The organism is Anaerostipes sp. 992a (assembly GCF_001940245.1).
Taxonomy (GTDB): Bacteria; Bacillota; Clostridia; order Lachnospirales; family Lachnospiraceae; genus Fimousia.
This window is the reverse complement of record NZ_MJIG01000001.1, coordinates 134,184-154,569: the sequence shown is the minus strand read 5'-3', so window position 1 is coordinate 154,569 and position 20,386 is coordinate 134,184. Positions and strand designations below refer to the sequence as shown.

Here is a 20,386-nt window from a genome sequence, read left to right as displayed (position 1 = left end):
ATCTACTCTAATATTTTTGTCTGATTAGCAACGATTACTCTTCCTAACTCATATTATAGGCAGATTCTTCTTTAAGGTAAAGGAAATCCTGACGCACCTGATAGAAACATGAAAAAAGAGAGAAGATTTCAAGTATTTCACAAAAATCTTCTCTCTTTTCATTACTCAGAAATTTTTGACAGACTATCCATGATCCTAAAGGCCAACCTTTTGCAATGTCCATACAGTTGCATCCTGATCTCTTTTTTCCAGAGGAATCGATAGTCCAATTCGCATTAATTCATCTCCACCATAGATTTTTCCATCCTGTTCCAAGTAATAATCCCAATGAGGATTAAGACCCAGAAAATGAAAAATTTCATGAGAACTAAAAAAATCATGACGTTTTCTGAAAACCATAGCCATACATTTTTCCTGATTTTTACTCACCGTGGACCACATTACATAATTTTGATTTGTATCATGATGATAAAATTGTCCCTCTTTCATCCAGTTTCGATCAACTTTATAGGCCTCAATTTGGTTTCTGATCTCCTCTACTTCATTTTTATCCACGCATTCCAGATTTAACTCATAACCTAAGTTAAATTGTCTTGCCACTTGATATCTAACAGATAAAGAACTTTCCCTGCCGGTCTGATGATTAGGAGAAGCACTGACATGAGCTCCCATAAGGATTGGTGGATAGAGATAAGAAAATCCACTCTGAATGCAGGTCCGATCCAAGACATCTGTATTGTCACTGGTCCAATTCTGTGCCACGTAATACAACATTCCAGGATCAAATCTGGCACCGCCACTAGAACATCCTTCAATTAATACTTCTGGATACTCTGATGTGATACGAGAAAGAATTTTGTATAATCCCAATACATATCTATGTGCTGTTTCGCCCTTTTGTCTGCCGTTTAATCTTTCAGAACAAACATCCGTTAATGGGCGATTCATGTCCCATTTTATATATTGAATATCCCCATCCTTTAAATACGAACAAATAATATCGACTAAGTAGTCCTGAATTTCTTGTCTGCTTAGATCAAGGAGATACTCATGACGTCCCTCTGTAGGTTCATATCCGGAGACATGCAGAATCCAATCTGGATGTTTTTCATACAGTTTACTTCTTTTCCCAACTGCTTCCGGTTCAAACCACAGACCAAACTGCATTCCCATATCATGTGCCTTTTGGGCAACTTGTCGAATTCCTCCAGGAAGTTTTTCATAATTGCATTCCCAATCTCCCATGGAAGTATCGGTTGTATTTCCCTCTCGAAACCACCCATCATCCAATACAAACAATTCTATTCCTGCTTTTGCTGCCAATTTCATTTGACGTTCCAATTTATCCATCGTCACATCACAATACATTGCTTCCCAGGAATTCAAAAGAACTGGTCTGTTTTGATTTACAAATTGTTTCGGAATCAAATGCTCTCGATACAATCGATGAAAAATGTGGCTCATTCCATTTAATCCCTGATCAGTATAAACCAGCACTGCTTCCGGGCTTTCAAATACAGCCTTCGGGTCAAGTTTCCAGATAAACTCATCTGGATGAATTCCAATCTGCATTCTTACACATCCAAACTGATCCATCTCTGCCTGTGCAAGAAAATTGCCACTATATACCAGATGCATTGCATAAATTTCACCTTGAGAAACATTGGTATCTGGAGAAACAATGGAAAAAAATGGATGGTAATTCGGACTACTGCTCCCCCGTCTGCTTTCAATCCTCTGAATGCCATGATGTAACGGAAATCTGGATAAATTTGCTTCTGCCGCATGAGCTCCATAAAATGATATGCAATCCCAGTTCATAGACGGAAGTTCTAAAGACATACTCTGAATATTATTAATATAAAAATAATCGGTTCCTATATTTTCCAGCTTCTGATGGCGTAAAATTACATTTTGGTCATGATAAATTGTATAATACAATGTCACCCTGACTCCCGCAACCTGATCCTCACAAATAATTTCCAATGTCTCTGCATGTTCCTTCTCTGCCCTAAGGGAAGGTAACCCGTTAAGGTTATCCTTCCCTTTATAAATTTTGTAATTTACATAGGAGAGATCCAACATGGAAATACCGTCTGACTGTTCGATAGAGATTGCCTCAATCCGATAATCGCCGTGTCCCTGATAAGGAAATTCAAATGGAAAGTCATCGAATGATATATTTCCCATACCATGTTCCGTATTATACGACCTTTTGTAATAAGCAACCTTTCCACTATCGTTCCACCTACGAATTCCTTTGCCAAAATATCGGTGCACAAGATAATGCTCATCTATAACTTCTATAATATAACTAATTTGCCCATTGGTCAGATGAAAATAGTTCCCTTGTTTTAAAATCATACCTAATACTTCCTTTACTCAATAGAAAGAAGTTCATCACCTGCAGTTACTTTGCCAGAATCCAGACGCTTTACTGCTGCAAAATCACTTGTATTTCCTACTAAAATCGCAACGGTATCTGGATATCCTGCTTTCTTAATCTCATCAATATCAAACTCAATCAGATTTTGACCTTTTACAACTTTTTGTCCATCTTTTACCAGGGTTTTAAATCCTTTTCCCTGCATAGCAACGGTATCAACTCCAATATGTATAAGAAGTTCCGCTCCATTCTCTCCAGTCACACCAATTGCATGACTCGTTTCTGTTGTAGCTGATATGATTCCATCAAAAGGAGCTACTACTTTACCATTGGATGGATGAATTCCAACTCCATCTCCAAGTATCCCAGATGCAAAAGTTTTATCTGGAATTTCTGATAATGCAACAACCTCTCCGCTAACAGGAGCATAGATTACAGGATCAGCTTTTTCAGAAGCAGTTGTATTTTCTACTGCCATTTCAGAATTTTTACCCTTCGTATTCTTTGCTGCTACTGTCCTATTGTCAATTTCTTTCCAGATAATCCATGTAAGAACAAATGATACTGCAAATGCTACAATGTTTGTAAGGATGTAGAAAGGAAGCTGCTCATTTAAATAAAGCAAAGTTCCCGGAATTCCTGTAATAGACATTCCTGTAGCACGAAGGTGTAATAAAGATGATAAGAAGCCTCCAACACCTCCTCCAATCATGGAACATACAAATGGAGTTACAAGTTTCAAATTGACACCAAACACTGCTGGTTCCGTAATTCCCAGTAATGCAGAAAGACATGATGGGAACGCAACCTGCTTTGTTTTATTACTCGTTGCTTTGATCGCAACTGCCAATACTGCTCCTGCCTGTGCAACATTTCCACAAGTTCCGATTGGATTTAAATAATTCCAGCCGTCATTTGCTAACATACTGATCTCAAGGAAATTCAAAATATGGTGGATACCAAAAATACCAAGCAACTGTCCAAAACTTCCGTATAATAATCCACCAATACCCATTGGAAGATTTAAAAGGTTTTCTACAACGATTAAAACTACACTTTCTAAAGAATGCAGAATTGGACCCAATGCAAAAAGTGCAATCATAATTCCTACTAACAATGTGATAAATGGTGTTACGATCAAATCAATTGCATCAGGAACATGACGTCGAAGCCATTTCTCAAACTTAGCCGTAATAATACCCGTTACAAAGGCTGGCAATACGGATCCCTGGTAACCAGACACTGTAATAAATCCTAAAAAGCGTAAGGGTTCTGCTGCTCCAGAGCCTATGTCATAAGCACTTGGAAGACTAGGGCTAACTAGCATCAATCCAAGAACAATTCCAATGACAGGACTTCCTCCAAAATTACGGAATGTTGACCAGCAGACAAGAGCTGGCAAAAATGCAAACGCGGTATCTGTCAAAATCTGCGTAAACAAAAGAAGATTCTGCGGAACCTGCTAATTCAATAATCTTTTTTGCTAATTGTTGATCTGTCAATTGCTTTTCCTCCCTTTCATTTTGTACATATTCATACTTTTGATCATATCTTTTGATGATTTTTGAAATCTAATTTTTGTATGTTGTTGAGTTGGTATCACTCTTGCAGATAATACAACACTTCCTCCATTTATAAAAATCTCAATGCTGGAAGTATCAAACCAGATTTCCAGATCATCTAATTTTTCTAAAGTAACTTCCTTCTGTTCCAATCCATCTCTTATCCAACTTTTTCTTTGAAATACAAGTTGCTTTTCTCCAGGGTCATAACAAAACACCACTTCTGACTGGTTTATATTTAGTTCAAAGATTCCTTCTTGCTGCAATAGTTCCATTTTGCAATACCAGGTTCTTTCAGATAATGAAACCATTTCTGCTATGGTTTCCTGCTGAAAATGATTTTTCTCTTTTGGAATCTGAATATGATCATCCAATAATTGGTATAATTCTCTGGCTGGCCTTTGGCATATCCGATTTTCTCGTAATGTTAACTCTCTAGGAAGAGTCATACAATGCACATTCGGCTCTCCTTCTCCAAATATTTCTGTCTGTTCTCCATCCATCTGAGACATCCAGGCAAAAAGGATTGTTCTCCCATCTGGCATACAAACTGTTTGTGGTGCATAAAAATCCATACCCCAATCTAATCTAGAATATTTTTCATCCAAGTTCCCAACAGTAAAATCACCTGTTTGGGGTTCCCACTCACCAAGTTGATACAATGATTCACTCCAAAGTACCTCATCTTTATCGTTATCTCTGTGTTGGGAACAAAAGAGTAATATCTGTTGTTCTCCCAGAGAAAAAACTACTGGACATTCTATCATCTCACAATTATCGCTTTCTGCTAAAATGCCAATATAATTCCATTTCTTACCATCACAAGATTTACACAGGGCAATCGCCCCTTTACCAGATACCTTCTGTGCTCCAACTACCATATAATACTTCTGATCCTTGCCTTTCCAGACAAAAGGATCTCTAAAATGTTCTGTAAAATCTTTTGGTGTATTCAGAATGATCCCTTTTTTTTGAAATAATTCTCCATCGTCTGTTTCTGCCAGGCACTGATACGTTTTTCGTATCCCATTGGGTTTTGTATTTCCGGTATAATAGATATGCATTTTTCCATCAATCTCCAATGCATTTCCAGAATAAACACCGTTATTATCATATTCTTGATCTGGTACAATCGCACTTCCATGAAAATCCCAATCTAATAGATTGGAGCTTTTAAATAGTCCCCATTCTTTAAAAGAATGATCTTTCGAAAAACGATTCCATTGAAAGAATACATATAACTCTCCTTTATACCAACAAAGACCATTTGGATCATTCATCAACCCTTTCGGAGCCTCCAGATGAATTTTCTGTTTTTTGGAAATCATATTTTCCTCCTCTCCTTATTTTTTTAAGATTCGCGAATCTAGATGTGGGAGTCATCTCCCATCTGATAGCTTTATTAAACCATGTATTTGATTTTAAATACATGGAAATACAAAAAAACTGCATGGAAAAAACTAACTTTTTTTGATATAATAATTACGAAAATATTTTTAACGTTTCATGAAAGGATTTATACATATATGAATGAACTAGAATATAAGGAAACCAGATATTCCATAAACTTTATGAAAAATTCTGACCTTGCATTTTATGGTGCCGGTCGACAACAATGTAGTCCGGATTACGCATATGGACCAAGAGTTCGTCCATATAATGTCATCCATTTTATAAAATCTGGCTGCGGTTCCCTATACATTGGAAATGAGGAATACTCCCTTCATGCTGGAGAATGTTTTATTATTCCTACTGGAACAGTCGCTTATTATCAGGCAGACCATAAAAATCCTTGGAAATATGCATGGATTTGCTTTCTTGGACTAAAATCACAAACATATATAAACGAAATTATGTCTTCTCTTACAAATCAGTATATTCTTAATAGTTCACAAATCGATTTGTATTGGGAAGATATCGGTAGTATTCTCACTCTTCCTCATAACACAATTAGCAGTTATCTGCATGCAAATGGAATTTTACTAAAACTCCTCGCACGCATGTTTGAAGATATCGATTATAAAGAAGTAACTGATAAAAAACAAACCACAGCAAATAATATCCGATTTTATCTTGACATGAATTATTCAAAACCTTTGCGATTAAATGAAGTAGCACATACTCTCGGTCTGCACCCGAATTACATGACCAGATTATTTCATGAGCATTTTCATATTTCACCCAAACAATATCTTATGAACTTGAAAATGCAAAAAGCACAGAATCTCCTTGAAGATACTATGCTTCCTATTCAAACTATCGCAAATTCTCTGGGATTCGAGGATGCATTGGCTTTTTCCAAGAGCTTCAAGGGAAAATACGGCATCTCACCCAGTTTATATCGTAATGAAAAAATGTTAAATAATACCGATGAAAAGAAAACCCTATAAACAAATAAGCAGACAAAGAGCTTCTTTCCATCCTCTTTGCCTGCTTGTTTGTTTCTTATACTATTCTCCGTCGTAAAATCCTACAAAATTCCCATCCATTTCAAAAACTACGATTCGTTCTCTTTCATTGCTCCCATTAAATAAATCCCGGCAATCAATTTCGTCCAGAAAGGTCAATTCTTCCACCGTCATCAAATACGAAATATATTCATCCGATGGATAATAAAAGAAAAGTGTCATACATCTTGGATTCTCATAATAGGACTCCTGAATGCGAGCCAAAACCTTCTGAAGAATTTCTACAGAAAATGGATGAAAAAAATAGAAACTATCTACATCTGCATCCACCTTGTATTCTTCTGCTCTCTCACAGATAAACTGCGTATGACATGCCTTCTTACAGCCTTTTTGATTTTCCAGTGCAAATCGAATCATCGTCTGATCATATTCGATTCCGATTGCCCGACATCCAGTCCTATAGCTTAAGAAAAAGTCTACTCGCCCTTTTCCACAGCCATAATCCACTAAAACGCTATCCGAAGTCAGATACTCTTCCCTAACCAACCGATCTAGCACCTCATAGGAAGTTGGTTCATATGGATAGCGGTATTCATCCGCATGAGAATCATCTCTGCCCATGGTATGGATATTCAGCTGTTTATCCCAATACTCCTCTCTCTGTTTCATTCCCATATCACCGCTCCACGATTACGTCTTATGCATCAAAATCTACATGATATACTTTATCCCTATCATGGATATCAACATAATGAAGATCAAACTGCTCTTCCATAATTTCCATACATCCCTGATAAAATAAGGTATCACTCTTCTTAACAATAAAAATATATGTTCCAATTTCCTGATCCTCTGCCTCCTTGCTGACATCACTATAAAATTCTCTTCCATCAATCATGCCTGGATATCCTGCTTTCTTGATTTTCTCTTCGATAAATTGATATAACTCTTCCATGTTTTTATTGCCTCCTATATCCTAATTTTTGCCGATGGGCAGTGTTTATTCATTTATTGTGTTGAAAGTATATCATGCATAGTGTTTTTTGTCATCTGGGTGATTGGCTTTTATGGATTTAGGTGAGTAAGAATTTACATTGCAATATGTTTCTACTTCAATGTGGTGTTTCGATGGAGAACCGGTAAACGGTAGAACACTGGTACCTTGACAAATATAATACCGCTTTTGCGGCCGTACATTTATCATTTGAAGTAGAATCATCCAATGGCCAGTTCAGACCAATTTCATCTGCCAGATGAAGGACTTCACTTCCATAAAACAGATCTGTTTCGAATCGGACATCTTTTCACTGGATCTGCCAAATTTGTTTTGATTGGAAAGGACTATCTGCTCCATCATCAGTTGCATCTTATCATTCAATACCTGTGTCCGCTTCGTCAGATCCTCTATAGTGGCTCAGTTGTCAAGACACAAATTTAATCTTTTTATAATGAACTGATATGTGTAGTTGGAAAGGGGAAGAATGCTCCCCCCTAAGCTGCATAATCAATCAACAATGCTGGATAGTAGCAGGACGCTGGTGTTTGATTATTAATAGCGGAATGGCAGCATTCAAAATTGTAGGTGTGGATATATTTCCCAATTGCCTTCCGCGCTTCACGGATATTGGCATACTGGGTAAGATATGCTTCCTCGTATTTAAAACTGTGAAACCATCTCTCAATCATGATATTGTCAGCCCAACGACTTTTGCCATCCATACTCTGCCGGATGTGATTTTCTTTGAGAAAATTTATGTATTCGTTGCTTGTAAATTGACATCCCTGATTTGAATTCAGGATAACAGGTTTTGTCACCTTAAATGCCTTTTTCAATGCGTTGATGACCATTCTGGTATCCAGGGTATCATCGACTTCCCAGCCTACAATAACGGCTGCCAGATATAGGAATCCTCGCTTGATGGGAATGTATGTAATGTCGATTGACCATGCCTGATTCGGACGGTCGATAACGGCATTTCGCAGCAGATATGGGCAGACTTTTGCCTGTTGCATACGTTTGGAAAGGTTCATCTGTAATTCCTTTTTTTATCAGCATCCTACTTACGTATTTCAATTCACGATCTCACGAGGAGGTCGACTCTATGTTACATTTAACTTTTTGCCCGATTTTAAATATTTCAACTCACGACCTCACGAGGAGGTCGACGAAATGGAAAAGATGGGTTCATGCTTCCTCTTAATTTCAACTCACGACCTCACGAGGAGGTCGACTATGCACTGATGATGACAAGCTTTTTTCAAATAGATTTCAACTCACGACCTCACGAGGAGGTCGACGTTATACGATACTAAGAAACAACAAAGTCAAGGTATTTCAACTCACGACCTCACGAGGAGGTCGACAGGCATCTGTAATAACTTCAGCTTCATCTTGATATTTCAACTCACGACCTCACGAGGAGGTCGACAGTGATTTCATGAAAAGCATCGGTATTGTAAGAATTTCAACTCACGACCTCACGAGGAGGTCGACGATGTATATGAAACATTGAATACTATAGAAGCATTTCAACTCACGACCTCACGAGGAGGTCGACGAAAAAGGAAGTGAGAATATGAAAACAAGGAATATTTCAACTCACGACCTCACGAGGAGGTCGACTCGGAGGAAAGCTTATTAGATTTCTTTCGGATGGAATATTTCAACTCACGACCTCACGAGGAGGTCGACCCCATATCCTTAAAGTCTCCTTTATACGTCCAATATTTCAACTCACGACCTCACGAGGAGGTCGACAAGATACAAATGGAAGAAAATTCAAATTCAAAGTATTTCAACTCACGACCTCACGAGGAGGTCGACGAGAATTACAACAAGAACTGGTAACAATATTGTTATTTCAACTCACGACCTCACGAGGAGGTGGATCTATGTCAAGACTTTGGACACAAAAAGTTGAACTTTTCTTTCCTTACTTAATCGCAAGGAGAGATGTTTTTTAACCTGCCAGAGCCTCTTCTTCAACCTGTTGTGGTGTCTTGTAATCAAGAGCACTATGGCGCCTTTTTCGATTGTAGAAAGACTCTATATATTCAAAGAGTGCAGTTTGTGCCTCCTCAAATGTGTGGTAAGTGGTAGGGTAGACCTCTTCCTTTTTAAGTACTGAATGGAAGGACTCTATACATGCATTATCATAGGGATTTCCCTTTCTACTAAAAGAATGAATTATCCCTTGCTCCTGTAAATACTTTTCAAATTCCTCGCTGGCATATTGACTGCCAAGATCACTATGAAGAATAATTCCTGTAGTATTTAGAGCCACCGACGGACCACGCAACATAGTTGTCGATCACTATGAAGAATAATTCCTGTAGTATCTGGTATGTTTAAACAGGCATTTTTGACAGCCTTTGTAGCAAGCTCTGCAGTTATTTTTTTACCATAGGCCCAGCCTATTATTTTGCGATCGTATAAATCCATTACTGAAGCTAGATAGGTCCAACCTTCATTAACTACATGGATGTATGTTATATCTGTTACAAGCTTTTTGAATACCGTTTCAGCCTCAAAATCGCGATTAAGGATATTTTCCTTGTCATCAGGAACATAGCCTTGATGCTTCTGGTATTGATACTTTTTGATAACAATGCTCTTTATCCCAAGCCTTTTCATATGACGCTGAACCCTTTTAATAGAGCAAGAGATGTTTCTATCATTAAGCTCTCGATGGATTTTAATTGCTCCGTAGCGTTTTTTATATTCATTATAAACAGATAAGACTTCTTCGCTGAATCTATTGTATTCTTGTTCTCGTCTAGAAGGAACATGGTTGATAGCAGCATAATAAGTGCTACGAGGAAACTTAAGTGCAGAGCACATTTGTTTAACTGTATATTTATCGATGTTAGCCTGAATAAAGGACACGTATTCAGCTATTGATTTTTTGCGAATATGGCAGTAGCTTTTTTTAATATTTCATTTTCAATTTCAAGCTCCTTCATTTTCTTTTGAAGTGCTTTGTACTCCTTTAATGAAACAGTCTCTGTATCGGAAACTGCAACAGGTGCCAAATTCTTAATCCAGGTAGATATTGTGCCTTTTGGAATGCCATATTCGTTGCTTAATTCAGTTACGCCTTTGCCAGCTTGGCAGTGCAGATCAACAATCTGCTGCCTAAATTCTGGCGTATAAGATTTTTGATTTTTAGCCATTGTATTGAACTCCTTTTTATTTAGTATAGGTTGTTCAACATTTCGTGTCCATAGTTATATCCTAATACCAAGGTCGACCCCTCTCAATATGACAACTAACAGCCATAAAAAATATTTCAACTCACGACCTCACGAGGAGGTCGACTGTGATTTTCCCATCACTCTGATCAGTGATAATATTTCAACTCACGACCTCACGAGGAGGTCGACATGATATCGATGGAATATTAGATGTTACAAATGTATTTCAACTCACGACCTCACGAGGAGGTCGACAAAACAGAAATGACATTGTTGGAAGCTATTGAAATTTCAACTCACGACCTCACGAGGAGGTCGACTTGACCATGACTTGATCTGATTTGCATTTTTCTTATTTCAACTCACGACCTCACGAGGAGGTCGACGTGAAGGAACAGAATGTATAAGTGATGTCAGTTATATTTCAACTCACGACCTCACGAGGAGGTCGACGCTATGTATCTGTATCATTCTATCAGAATAATATATTTCAACTCACGACCTCACGAGGAGGTCGACGAAATATACAGCAGAAAAGGTTTCTTATTTTGACATTTCAACTCACGACCTCACGAGGAGGTCGACAATAATGCAGCTCTATTAGAAAATATATACAATATTTCAACTCACGACCTCACGAGGAGGTCGACTGGGTAACATCAGAGGTCCTTCCAGCTATAAGGAATTTCAACTCACGACCTCACGAGGAGGTCGACGATAAAAATCATGAACGCAATTAAACAAGACATATTTCAACTCACGACCTCACGAGGAGGTCGACGTTCGTAAGACCAGCATTGGATGCTCAAAAAGATATTTCAACTCACGACCTCACGAGGAGGTCGACAAAGCTGGAGAGTTCATTTTGCCGGACAACAAAATTTCAACTCACGACCTCACGAGGAGGTCGACAGAAATACTTGAGAAACCAGTAAAGATTTTAGGATTTCAACTCACGACCTCACGAGGAGGTCGACAGAATAGGTTTTGAAGATGGTGGTGGATTTAAAATATTTCAACTCACGACCTCACGAGGAGGTCGACAGAAATGTGTTTCTGATGGTGATTTTCAGAAGACATTTCAACTCACGACCTCACGAGGAGGTCGACTATATTTACATTTTTGTATTATAAAACTATTGACATTTCAACTCACGACCTCACGAGGAGGTCGACAGATAATCAGTCCTGTATCCGACAACCTTATCAATATTTCAACTCACGACCTCACGAGGAGGTCGACCAAAGTAATCAAATTCTTTCATGACTTAGAAGATATTTCAACTCACGACCTCACGAGGAGGTCGACTAACAAGATTTAATATTTTATCTTTAATCATTTCCATTTCAACTCACGACCTCACGAGGAGGTCGACGATGATTCTATTCAAATAAACGAACAAATAATAAAATTTCAACTCACGACCTCACGAGGAGGTCGACTTGAATATTCCGAAGCATATATTCATAGATTTCATATTTCAACTCACGACCTCACGAGGAGGTCGACTGAGGTTAGTTGATGGACCGAATGTTAACTAATTATTTCAACTCACGACCTCACGAGGAGGTCGACAAAGAACATCCCGTTTTAACTGCAGAAGGATGGAATTTCAACTCACGACCTCACGAGGAGGTCGACCAAATACTGTAAAAGCACAGCAGGAAGAACAGGCATTTCAACTCACGACCTCACGAGGAGGTCGACAGTGTTTTCGGTTGTGGGGAATGTGTTGGAAATTATATTTCAACTCACGACCTCACGAGGAGGTCGACATTGTTTGTAGATAGAGATATGGTTATTTTGAAGAATTTCAACTCACGACCTCACGAGGAGGTCGACAGTGTTTTCGGTTGTGGGGAATGTGTTGGAAATTATATTTCAACTCACGACCTCACGAGGAGGTCGACATTGTTTGTAGATAGAGATATGGTTATTTTGAAGAATTTCAACTCACGACCTCACGAGGAGGTCGACCTCTTTTTAGTTTGGAGGTATCAAAATGGCAACATTTCAACTCACGACCTCACGAGGAGGTCGACCGGATAAGCATTGTATGTTCCGTCGTAGTTAAAAGATTTCAACTCACGACCTCACGAGGAGGTCGACAGTGACAGAGGACGGTGGAAACCTGTCGCTAATCAAATTTCAACTCACGACCTCACGAGGAGGTCGACTACCAGAGCATGACACTTCAAAGTTTGACCATGTTATTTCAACTCACGACCTCACGAGGAGGTCGACGTTTGCTGTTTTTGTGTATAATGTATATGCCATTTAATTTCAACTCACGACCTCACGAGGAGGTCGACATTATCTTCACGATAAGCCAACCATTGAAGAATCATTTCAACTCACGACCTCACGAGGAGGTCGACGTGTGGAGGTGATTCCGTTGGACAGAAAAAGGTTATTTCAACTCACGACCTCACGAGGAGATCGACAGAAAAAGGAAGTGAGAATATGAAAACAAGGAATATTTCAACTCACGACCTCACGAGGAGGTCGACATCTTCATTTTTTTGAATATTCACAGGCAGATAAATTTCAACTCACGACCTCACGAGGAGGTCGACATTTTTTTATTCGTTTCTGTTGTTGACCTCATCGATATTTCAACTCACGACCTCACGAGGAGGTCGACATCTCAACGGCTTGATTTCTCATCTTTTCTGTGTTATTTCAACTCACGACCTCACGAGGAGGTCGACTGGTTTTTAAATGGAGCGAAAATCAGATTAAATTATTTCAACTCACGACCTCACGAGGAGGTCGACCAAAGAAGAGTAAGAAGGTATATTGATTTTGTCAAATTTCAACTCACGACCTCACGAGGAGGTCGACGGTATACAGAATGAATGTTCTATATCCGAATAGGAATTTCAACTCACGACCTCACGAGGAGGTCGACAGAAACTTAGAGCCGGTTCTATCGCTTGTGAGAAATTTCAACTCACGACCTCACGAGGAGGTCGACTATAATGTAGATACAAGGTAAGGAAAGAACAATATTTCAACTCACGACCTCACGAGGAGGTCGACAATAATGAACGTCTGTTTCGGGGTCTTCAAAATCATTTCAACTCACGACCTCACGAGGAGGTCGACGCGTCGTATTTTCCTTTTGCAATTTTTTGAAAATATTTCAACTCACGACCTCACGAGGAGGTCGACCGGTCCAGAAATTAACCAACTTCGCTCCATCCATATTTCAACTCACGACCTCACGAGGAGGTCGACCTGGTCCGGATTTCTTGAGTATGATTTTTATGCTATTTCAACTCACGACCTCACGAGGAGGTCGACGGAGATGGAGGAATATTTTGAACAGCAGAAAGCAATTTCAACTCACGACCTCACGAGGAGGTCGACTCTCATTTGCATCAATCCTTTAATCTTCGAGCATATTTCAACTCACGACCTCACGAGGAGGTCGACACATATGACTTATCCACATTGTCACATCTTGACATTTCAACTCACGACCTCACGAGGAGGTCGACGGTACATATGACTTATCCACATTGTCACATCTTGACATTTCAACTCACGACCTCACGAGGAGGTCGACCATAAACTTTTTCTCCTACTTCACAAGGTAATTTTAATTTCAACTCACGACCTCACGAGGAGGTCGACGGAGATAAGCTGGCTACAAAGGTTGCAGCTGGAATATTTCAACTCACGACCTCACGAGGAGGTCGACAGAGGATACAATTTGATTCTTTCGATGAATGGCTATTTCAACTCACGACCTCACGAGGAGGTCGACAATCAAAATGTTTCATATTCTATCTCCTTTCTAATTTCAACTCACGACCTCACGAGGAGGTCGACGCAATTCCCCTATTTACATTTCCTCCTGAGTACATATTTCAACTCACGACCTCACGAGGAGGTCGACTTTCTAAATCCCATGATCAAGCCTCCTTAAATACATTTCAACTCACGACCTCACGAGGAGGTCGACGTTGTTTTTACTGATAGGCGGGTTAAAAGACTTAAATTTCAACTCACGACCTCACGAGGAGGTCGACGGGAGATCTGGTATTAAAATTCCGTTCTTTGAAAAATTTCAACTCACGACCTCACGAGGAGGTCGACAATATCTCTTACCATCCGAACAAAATTAAAGTCATTTCAACTCACGACCTCACGAGGAGGTCGACGATATTGTTACCTGCAGCTATGCCATCGATTGCATTTCAACTCACGACCTCACGAGGAGGTCGACGTTGCAAAAGCACCAAGTTATACGCAGCTACTTGTTATTTCAACTCACGACCTCACGAGGAGGTCGACTTTTATTTACTTTGCTTTTATCAGTTTTTTTTATATTTCAACTCACGACCTCACGAGGAGGTCGACAGTGGCACCTTGAGAAAGTAGACATTCGCGAAAATATTTCAACTCACGACCTCACGAGGAGGTCGACTTCTATACTGGCAGTCGGTATGACTTCATTAAAACATTTCAACTCACGACCTCACGAGGAGGTCGACTGTTGGATGCGGTAATATTTTTCATGATTTATTATTTCAACTCACGACCTCACGAGGAGGTCGACCCTATTTTTTACTAAATTTTTTATTATTTTTACTATTTCAACTCACGACCTCACGAGGAGGTCGACCTCCTTTATCGCTTCTTTAATCGCTTTCTTTACATTTCAACTCACGACCTCACGAGGAGGTCGACCCACAATTCCAATCTCTCTAATGTCCATTTCTTTCATATTTCAACTCACGACCTCACGAGGAGGTCGACGTACCGGAGAAGGCGGAGAAGAAAATATCTTTAATATTTCAACTCACGACCTCACGAGGAGGTCGACGATATGTTAGCAGAAGATTGGGTATTTGTGGAATATTTCAACTCACGACCTCACGAGGAGGTCGACGGATGAAATTCTTGATATACTGCAGCCGAAAGATATTTCAACTCACGACCTCACGAGGAGGTCGACCCACTTTGCAATTCAATAGCCACTTGTGTTCCGTTATTTCAACTCACGACCTCACGAGGAGGTCGACCTGTATAGGTTCCCTATAAGCGAGCTTAAATATATTTCAACTCACGACCTCACGAGGAGGTCGACTTGAAGAAAAATTTAATATATTATCTCAACATAATTTCAACTCACGACCTCACGAGGAGGTCGACCTTAAAAGGCACTTTAACAATTCTCTCTAATGTATTTCAACTCACGACCTCACGAGGAGGTCGACACTTTTCTAAGGATTATTACATCAGAGTACGTACATTTCAACTCACGACCTCACGAGGAGGTCGACTATATATTCCACAGAAATATTTTTGCAAAGAAATATTTCAACTCACGACCTCACGAGGAGGTCGACCATGAAGGATGGTGAGAAGAATGATTGGAAATGAATTTCAACTCACGACCTCACGAGGAGGTCGACATGATTTGAGCTATACAGAAAAAGAAGGAGAATATATTTCAACTCACGACCTCACGAGGAGGTCGACATAAATGGTGATGATTTACAATATAGCAGAAAAGAATTTCAACTCACGACCTCACGAGGAGGTCGACAGTGAAACAATTGCCGAATTCGCAGCGGATTTAATATTTCAACTCACGACCTCACGAGGAGGTCGACTTTGTTTCTGAATATACTCAATATCGAATTCTTCATTTCAACTCACGACCTCACGAGGAGGTCGACGGATTATTTGCTAAAATTCTTGGTTCATTAATGAATTTCAACTCACGACCTCACGAGGAGGTCGACTTCCACCGTCAGCAGGTGGTTAGTCTGTCAGAAAGTATTTCAACTCACGACCTCACGAGGAGGTCGACAAACAAATTGGGCGTTAAGGGCGTTTCTTATGATATTTCAACTCACGACCTCACGAGGAGGTCGACTTGACGAGTATGAGAGAATTCTAGAAGAATGGGTATTTCAACTCACGACCTCACGAGGAGGTCGACGATATAGCGCTTCCAGAGATCATGCCTGCGAGCGTATTTCAACTCACGACCTCACGAGGAGGTCGACGGAAATTCGTTGCTATATCGCAAATTCCAATAAAATTTCAACTCACGACCTCACGAGGAGGTCGACAATATTGATGGTTGCTTCTACAATCTTATGGGTATTTCAACTCACGACCTCACGAGGAGGTCGACTTGACGGAATTATCGAAAATGAATTCAAATCTGATTTCAACTCACGACCTCACGAGGAGGTCGACTTTGGACGGTGAATTAACCGACCTGTGCGGAGGAATTTCAACTCACGACCTCACGAGGAGGTCGACGAACTGTCTTTCCGAGTATTCCTGCTTGTCTTTCATTTCAACTCACGACCTCACGAGGAGGTCGACTACCTGCCATCAAACATCGAAATTGGCGATAGAGTATTTCAACTCACGACCTCACGAGGAGGTCGACGTGATATGAAAGTACGAATTAAAATATTAAGAGAATTTCAACTCACGACCTCACGAGGAGGTCGACCATCAAGGCAGCTAACAGCAGACGTGCAAGCAGGCATTTCAACTCACGACCTCACGAGGAGGTCGACGAGGAAAACAGCTTAAAAGCATGGATGTGTGGAATATTTCAACTCACGACCTCACGAGGAGGTCGACGATTTAAGGATGCCAGTGTTCGTGAAAAGATTGCAATTTCAACTCACGACCTCACGAGGAGGTCGACGTTACAAGCATAACGTAAAGTACTCCTTTTTTAAATTTCAACTCACGACCTCACGAGGAGGTCGACCCTCTAACGGTTTAAGGGATGCACCAAAAAAGAGATTTCAACTCACGACCTCACGAGGAGGTCGACAGCAATTTTAAACAAATATTTTGTTTAAAATCCAATTATATTTGTTATTATTCACAACATAAAACATTCTAGATTTTATCTTAAATCCATTTTTCCATTTTAGGGCACATAAACTCAATATTTCTTGGTGCGAATCTCCCTAAAAATCTCTGTGCACTTGATATTCGCACTACAATATTAACGTATCTGTAACATCAAATCCCGGCTTCGCTCCTATATGTTCAACTTTATTTTTATATTTGTGCCCCAAATAATAAAACCTTAAACTATCTACTTCTTTATCAATAATCTTTTCCAAAATATTTTTTACTTGTCTACATTTCACAGCATCCATATGACATTCAAATACAGAATTCTGTACCCTTTGTCCATAATTTACACATTCTTTTGCAACCTTTCTCAATCTCTTTTTTCCTGCTGCAGTCTGTGTATTTACATCATATGTAATTAATACAAGCATCTTTTCACCTACTTCCAAAAAAATGGTGGATATTCATCCAAATCACCACGAAGATATCTAGCTAAAAGTAAACTTTGGACATATGGCACCATACCCCATTCTATTTTTTCATCAAGAAATGGGTGTTTAATAACTTCTTGTTTTTTTGACTGCCAAGCAGATAAAAAAATCTTCCTGCCTTCATCATTCAAAATAACCGCACCATTTTCTTTTTTAATAAAATATTCGTGTTTTATTATTCTTTTATTAATTAATGTCAATACAAATCGATCTGCCATTATGCTTCTGAATTCTTCCATAATGTCTAATGCCAATGATATTCGTCCCGGACGATCTGTATGAAAAAAACCCACATAGGGATCTAACCCTACGGCTTCCAAAGCCGAACCACACATTCCTGCTAGTAAAGAATATGAAAATGATAACATAGCATTTACATTATCTAAAGGAGGACGTTTATTTCTTCCATTAAAATAAAAGTTTTCCTTTTGCTGTAGAATTAACTCATTAAATACAGAAAAATATACAGATGCAGCTTCTCCTTCTAATCCGAGCAACATATCAGCTCTTTCACACTTTCTGATATTTCCCAGACTTTGTGCCAAAAATGCCGATTTTCTTTTTATCTGTTCCACATCTAAACGCAAAGCATAATCTCTAGAAGCTCTTTCCAAAACCCATCTTGCATTATATACCTTTCCCAAAATAAAATTTCTGGCAATCTGTATACTTTTCTGCTCATCTTCGCTAATTCGATACTGTTGCTTTCTCAACATCACATTCCCTTTTACTTCGCCTGTAACTCTTGCAAGGAAACGGCCATTACCAGACATAAAAGATAAATCAATATTTCTCTTTGCACAAGCCCCCATTAAAGCGGGACTGGCACCTGTATATCCAAATGTCACTATAGCCTGAAGGTTATGAAGGGGAACTCTTCCTATCTCCTTCTGTTCTTCTGAAATGACAACATTCTCTCCATCTAAAGACAGATATCTGTTTCCTGAAGTTACATACAAAGTATTTAAAAGTCTTTTCATCTTTTTTCCTCTTCTAAAAGCCTATTCTCAATATATCGGGAAACGGATTTCTTTTTATTCAGCACAGGAAGGCATATATCCTTCAACGAGCATGCATTACATTTTTTACTGACTTTGACCTTAGGTGTATACTGCTGATCATAATATTTATGCATTTCAGCAAATATACTTTTAACCTTATCTCTTATCTCATTTGTAAATTCAACCTTCATACGATGTCTCGTTTCACCATAATAAATATATCCATATGGTATTGTACAAAATAGCATCTCCTCTAGACATAATGCCTGAGCGGTCACTTGAAGTACATCTGAATCATTCGTCTTAGGTTTGCCTCTTTTATATTCCACAGGAGTAACTATATAATTTCCTTCTCTTCCCGCCAAAACGATTCCTTGTTTACTTTTACGAAACTCTACTACATCACATTCACCACTCACTCCCATTTCACGAGAGTGAATAGGCATTGCTCGTATAATCAACAAATCTCCTCTTTTTTCTTTAAGACCCGCATCGTGAGCATTTTCATGAAAGATTTTTCCCTCTACAGTTCTTACATTTTCCTGCCATTGCATCTCAATATAGGCTAAAGCCCACTGTCTCCGACAAAAAGCAAAGTGCTGAATTCCGGATAATTGAAGAAATTCCTCCTCATTATACAAAATCAAATTCCTCCGGTTTCATACATCCATCCACATTCCATTCGATTACATAATCTTTAAACTCCGTTGGCCGTTCAACATTTTTATGTATACAAAAGCCTCTCTGAATCTTTCCACTAGAAATTGCCGGAGTTTTTTCATTATGCTGCCACCAATATAATTTACAGACCTCCATACTGCCTTCTGGTCTTGCTGACGATGCATCATTTTCAAACAGAGTTTTTAATGCTTCTTTCAACAGCTCTGCATCCTCCTGACTAAACCCGGTCTTTTCAGCAAGTTGCACATTCACGCTTCCCATCACTTTATAAACTGCAAATCCAACTCTATGTTTAGTTCCCATTGTATCAGAAGCTTTACTTTCTTTTCCCGCTTCACTGTTGACACTTTTTGTAATCTGCATACTGACAATATCGATTGGTGATAAACTTATTGCCTGATGAATGGAAACCGGACCTCTTACTCCAAATGAAACCGGCACTTTTTTAAAGGCGAACACCTGACCGAAAGCCCTTACATCAATCCATTCTTTACATGCTATCTGTGCACATAGATCACGATTTGCTTTTTTTTTGTTACTTATTTGTGCTTTCAATTCTTCACAGCCATCTGCACGATCTTTTAAGCTGGTAAATGAATCATCTGAACGATCATCTGACTGTACAAAGATTCTCTGTCCCAAATCCTGAAGACGATTTCTTATTTTTCTTTTTATACAAACATCAGAAATCTCTCCGTATCCATTCAAATCAATTCTGGGACGATTTCCATTTAATGGATCTCCATTAGGATTGGCATTACATGCACTGATAAATAAAGTAAAATCAATTTTTCCTTTTAATTTGCTCATCGG

General features: G+C 39.1%; 15 protein-coding genes, 1 pseudogene and 2 CRISPR repeat arrays. Of the genes and pseudogenes, 1 reads left to right on the top strand and 15 read right to left on the bottom strand.

Features of this window, described 5'->3' with window-relative positions:
- Positions 1-43: 43 nt before the first annotated feature.
- The 5 genes and pseudogenes from BHF69_RS00795 to BHF69_RS00775 all read right to left on the bottom strand — a co-directional run bounded on the left by BHF69_RS00795 (position 44) and on the right by BHF69_RS00775 (position 5,276).
- Positions 44-223 carry a hypothetical protein gene (locus BHF69_RS00795; RefSeq protein WP_075669178.1) on the bottom strand — a complete coding sequence of 60 codons (180 nt, stop codon included), beginning with the start codon at positions 221-223 and terminating at the stop codon, positions 44-46.
- The gene (locus tag BHF69_RS00790; RefSeq protein WP_075669177.1) at positions 196-2,364 is read right to left on the bottom strand and encodes an alpha-galactosidase; all 2,169 of its coding nucleotides are present in this window, start codon (positions 2,362-2,364) and stop codon (positions 196-198) included. The genes BHF69_RS00795 and BHF69_RS00790 overlap by 28 nt, the downstream gene beginning before the upstream one ends.
- A 14-nt stretch (positions 2,365-2,378) precedes the next feature.
- Complete coding sequence (locus BHF69_RS14620; RefSeq protein ID WP_330393035.1) at positions 2,379-2,864, bottom strand: PTS sugar transporter subunit IIA; 486 nt, start codon at positions 2,862-2,864, stop codon at positions 2,379-2,381.
- A gap of 234 nt (positions 2,865-3,098) precedes the next feature.
- Positions 3,099-3,830, bottom strand: a pseudogene (locus BHF69_RS14615) (PTS transporter subunit EIIC); the annotation flags it as partial.
- Positions 3,831-3,884: 54 nt separating this feature from the next.
- Positions 3,885-5,276 (bottom strand): glycoside hydrolase family 32 protein, encoded by a 1,392-nt coding sequence (locus BHF69_RS00775; RefSeq protein WP_075669176.1) that lies wholly within the window; start codon positions 5,274-5,276, stop codon positions 3,885-3,887.
- A 198-nt stretch (positions 5,277-5,474) separates the two neighbouring features.
- Between BHF69_RS00775 and BHF69_RS00770 the strand changes: the two genes are divergently transcribed.
- Positions 5,475-6,338, top strand: coding sequence for an AraC family transcriptional regulator (locus BHF69_RS00770; protein WP_075669318.1), 864 nt, complete (start codon positions 5,475-5,477; stop codon positions 6,336-6,338).
- Positions 6,339-6,398: 60 nt separating this feature from the next.
- Here the strand turns inward: BHF69_RS00770 and BHF69_RS00765 are convergent, their stop codons facing one another.
- From BHF69_RS00765 to cas7c, 10 genes are all read right to left on the bottom strand, one after another.
- Positions 6,399-7,031 (bottom strand): class I SAM-dependent methyltransferase, encoded by a 633-nt coding sequence (locus BHF69_RS00765; protein WP_330393031.1) that lies wholly within the window; start codon positions 7,029-7,031, stop codon positions 6,399-6,401.
- Positions 7,032-7,053: 22 nt separating this feature from the next.
- Positions 7,054-7,311: a hypothetical protein gene (locus tag BHF69_RS00760; RefSeq protein WP_075669175.1), complete on the bottom strand. Its 258-nt coding sequence runs from the start codon at positions 7,309-7,311 to the stop codon at positions 7,054-7,056.
- Positions 7,312-7,847: 536 nt separating this feature from the next.
- A complete protein-coding gene (locus tag BHF69_RS00755) occupies positions 7,848-8,387 on the bottom strand; it encodes an IS3 family transposase (RefSeq protein ID WP_075669174.1) in 540 nt (179 codons plus the stop codon).
- A 36-nt stretch (positions 8,388-8,423) separates the two neighbouring features.
- Positions 8,424-9,246: direct repeats of the CRISPR family, unit length 32 nt; unit sequence ATTTCAACTCACGACCTCACGAGGAGGTCGAC.
- A gap of 70 nt (positions 9,247-9,316) precedes the next feature.
- The gene (locus tag BHF69_RS14330; protein WP_242946070.1) at positions 9,317-9,640 is read right to left on the bottom strand and encodes an integrase core domain-containing protein; all 324 of its coding nucleotides are present in this window, start codon (positions 9,638-9,640) and stop codon (positions 9,317-9,319) included.
- The gene (locus BHF69_RS14325) at positions 9,631-10,242 is read right to left on the bottom strand and encodes an IS3 family transposase (RefSeq protein WP_242946068.1); all 612 of its coding nucleotides are present in this window, start codon (positions 10,240-10,242) and stop codon (positions 9,631-9,633) included. Before BHF69_RS14325 ends, BHF69_RS14330 begins: the two co-directional genes overlap by 10 nt.
- Before the next feature lie 8 nt (positions 10,243-10,250).
- Positions 10,251-10,529, bottom strand: a complete 279-nt coding sequence (locus BHF69_RS14320; protein ID WP_075669173.1) for a transposase — start codon at positions 10,527-10,529, stop codon at positions 10,251-10,253.
- Positions 10,530-10,641: 112 nt separating this feature from the next.
- Positions 10,642-17,371: direct repeats of the CRISPR family, unit length 32 nt; unit sequence ATTTCAACTCACGACCTCACGAGGAGGTCGAC.
- 169 nt (positions 17,372-17,540) lie between these two features.
- Complete coding sequence (gene cas2 / locus BHF69_RS00740; RefSeq protein WP_075669172.1) at positions 17,541-17,831, bottom strand: CRISPR-associated endonuclease Cas2; 291 nt, start codon at positions 17,829-17,831, stop codon at positions 17,541-17,543.
- 8 nt (positions 17,832-17,839) lie between these two features.
- Positions 17,840-18,871, bottom strand: coding sequence for a type I-C CRISPR-associated endonuclease Cas1c (cas1c, locus tag BHF69_RS00735; protein ID WP_075669171.1), 1,032 nt, complete (start codon positions 18,869-18,871; stop codon positions 17,840-17,842).
- The gene (gene cas4, locus BHF69_RS00730) at positions 18,868-19,536 is read right to left on the bottom strand and encodes a CRISPR-associated protein Cas4 (protein ID WP_334292904.1); all 669 of its coding nucleotides are present in this window, start codon (positions 19,534-19,536) and stop codon (positions 18,868-18,870) included. Before cas4 ends, cas1c begins: the two co-directional genes overlap by 4 nt.
- Positions 19,526-20,383 carry a type I-C CRISPR-associated protein Cas7/Csd2 gene (cas7c, locus tag BHF69_RS00725; protein ID WP_075669169.1) on the bottom strand — a complete coding sequence of 286 codons (858 nt, stop codon included), beginning with the start codon at positions 20,381-20,383 and terminating at the stop codon, positions 19,526-19,528. Before cas7c ends, cas4 begins: the two co-directional genes overlap by 11 nt.
- Between the last annotated feature and the right edge of the window lie 3 nt (positions 20,384-20,386).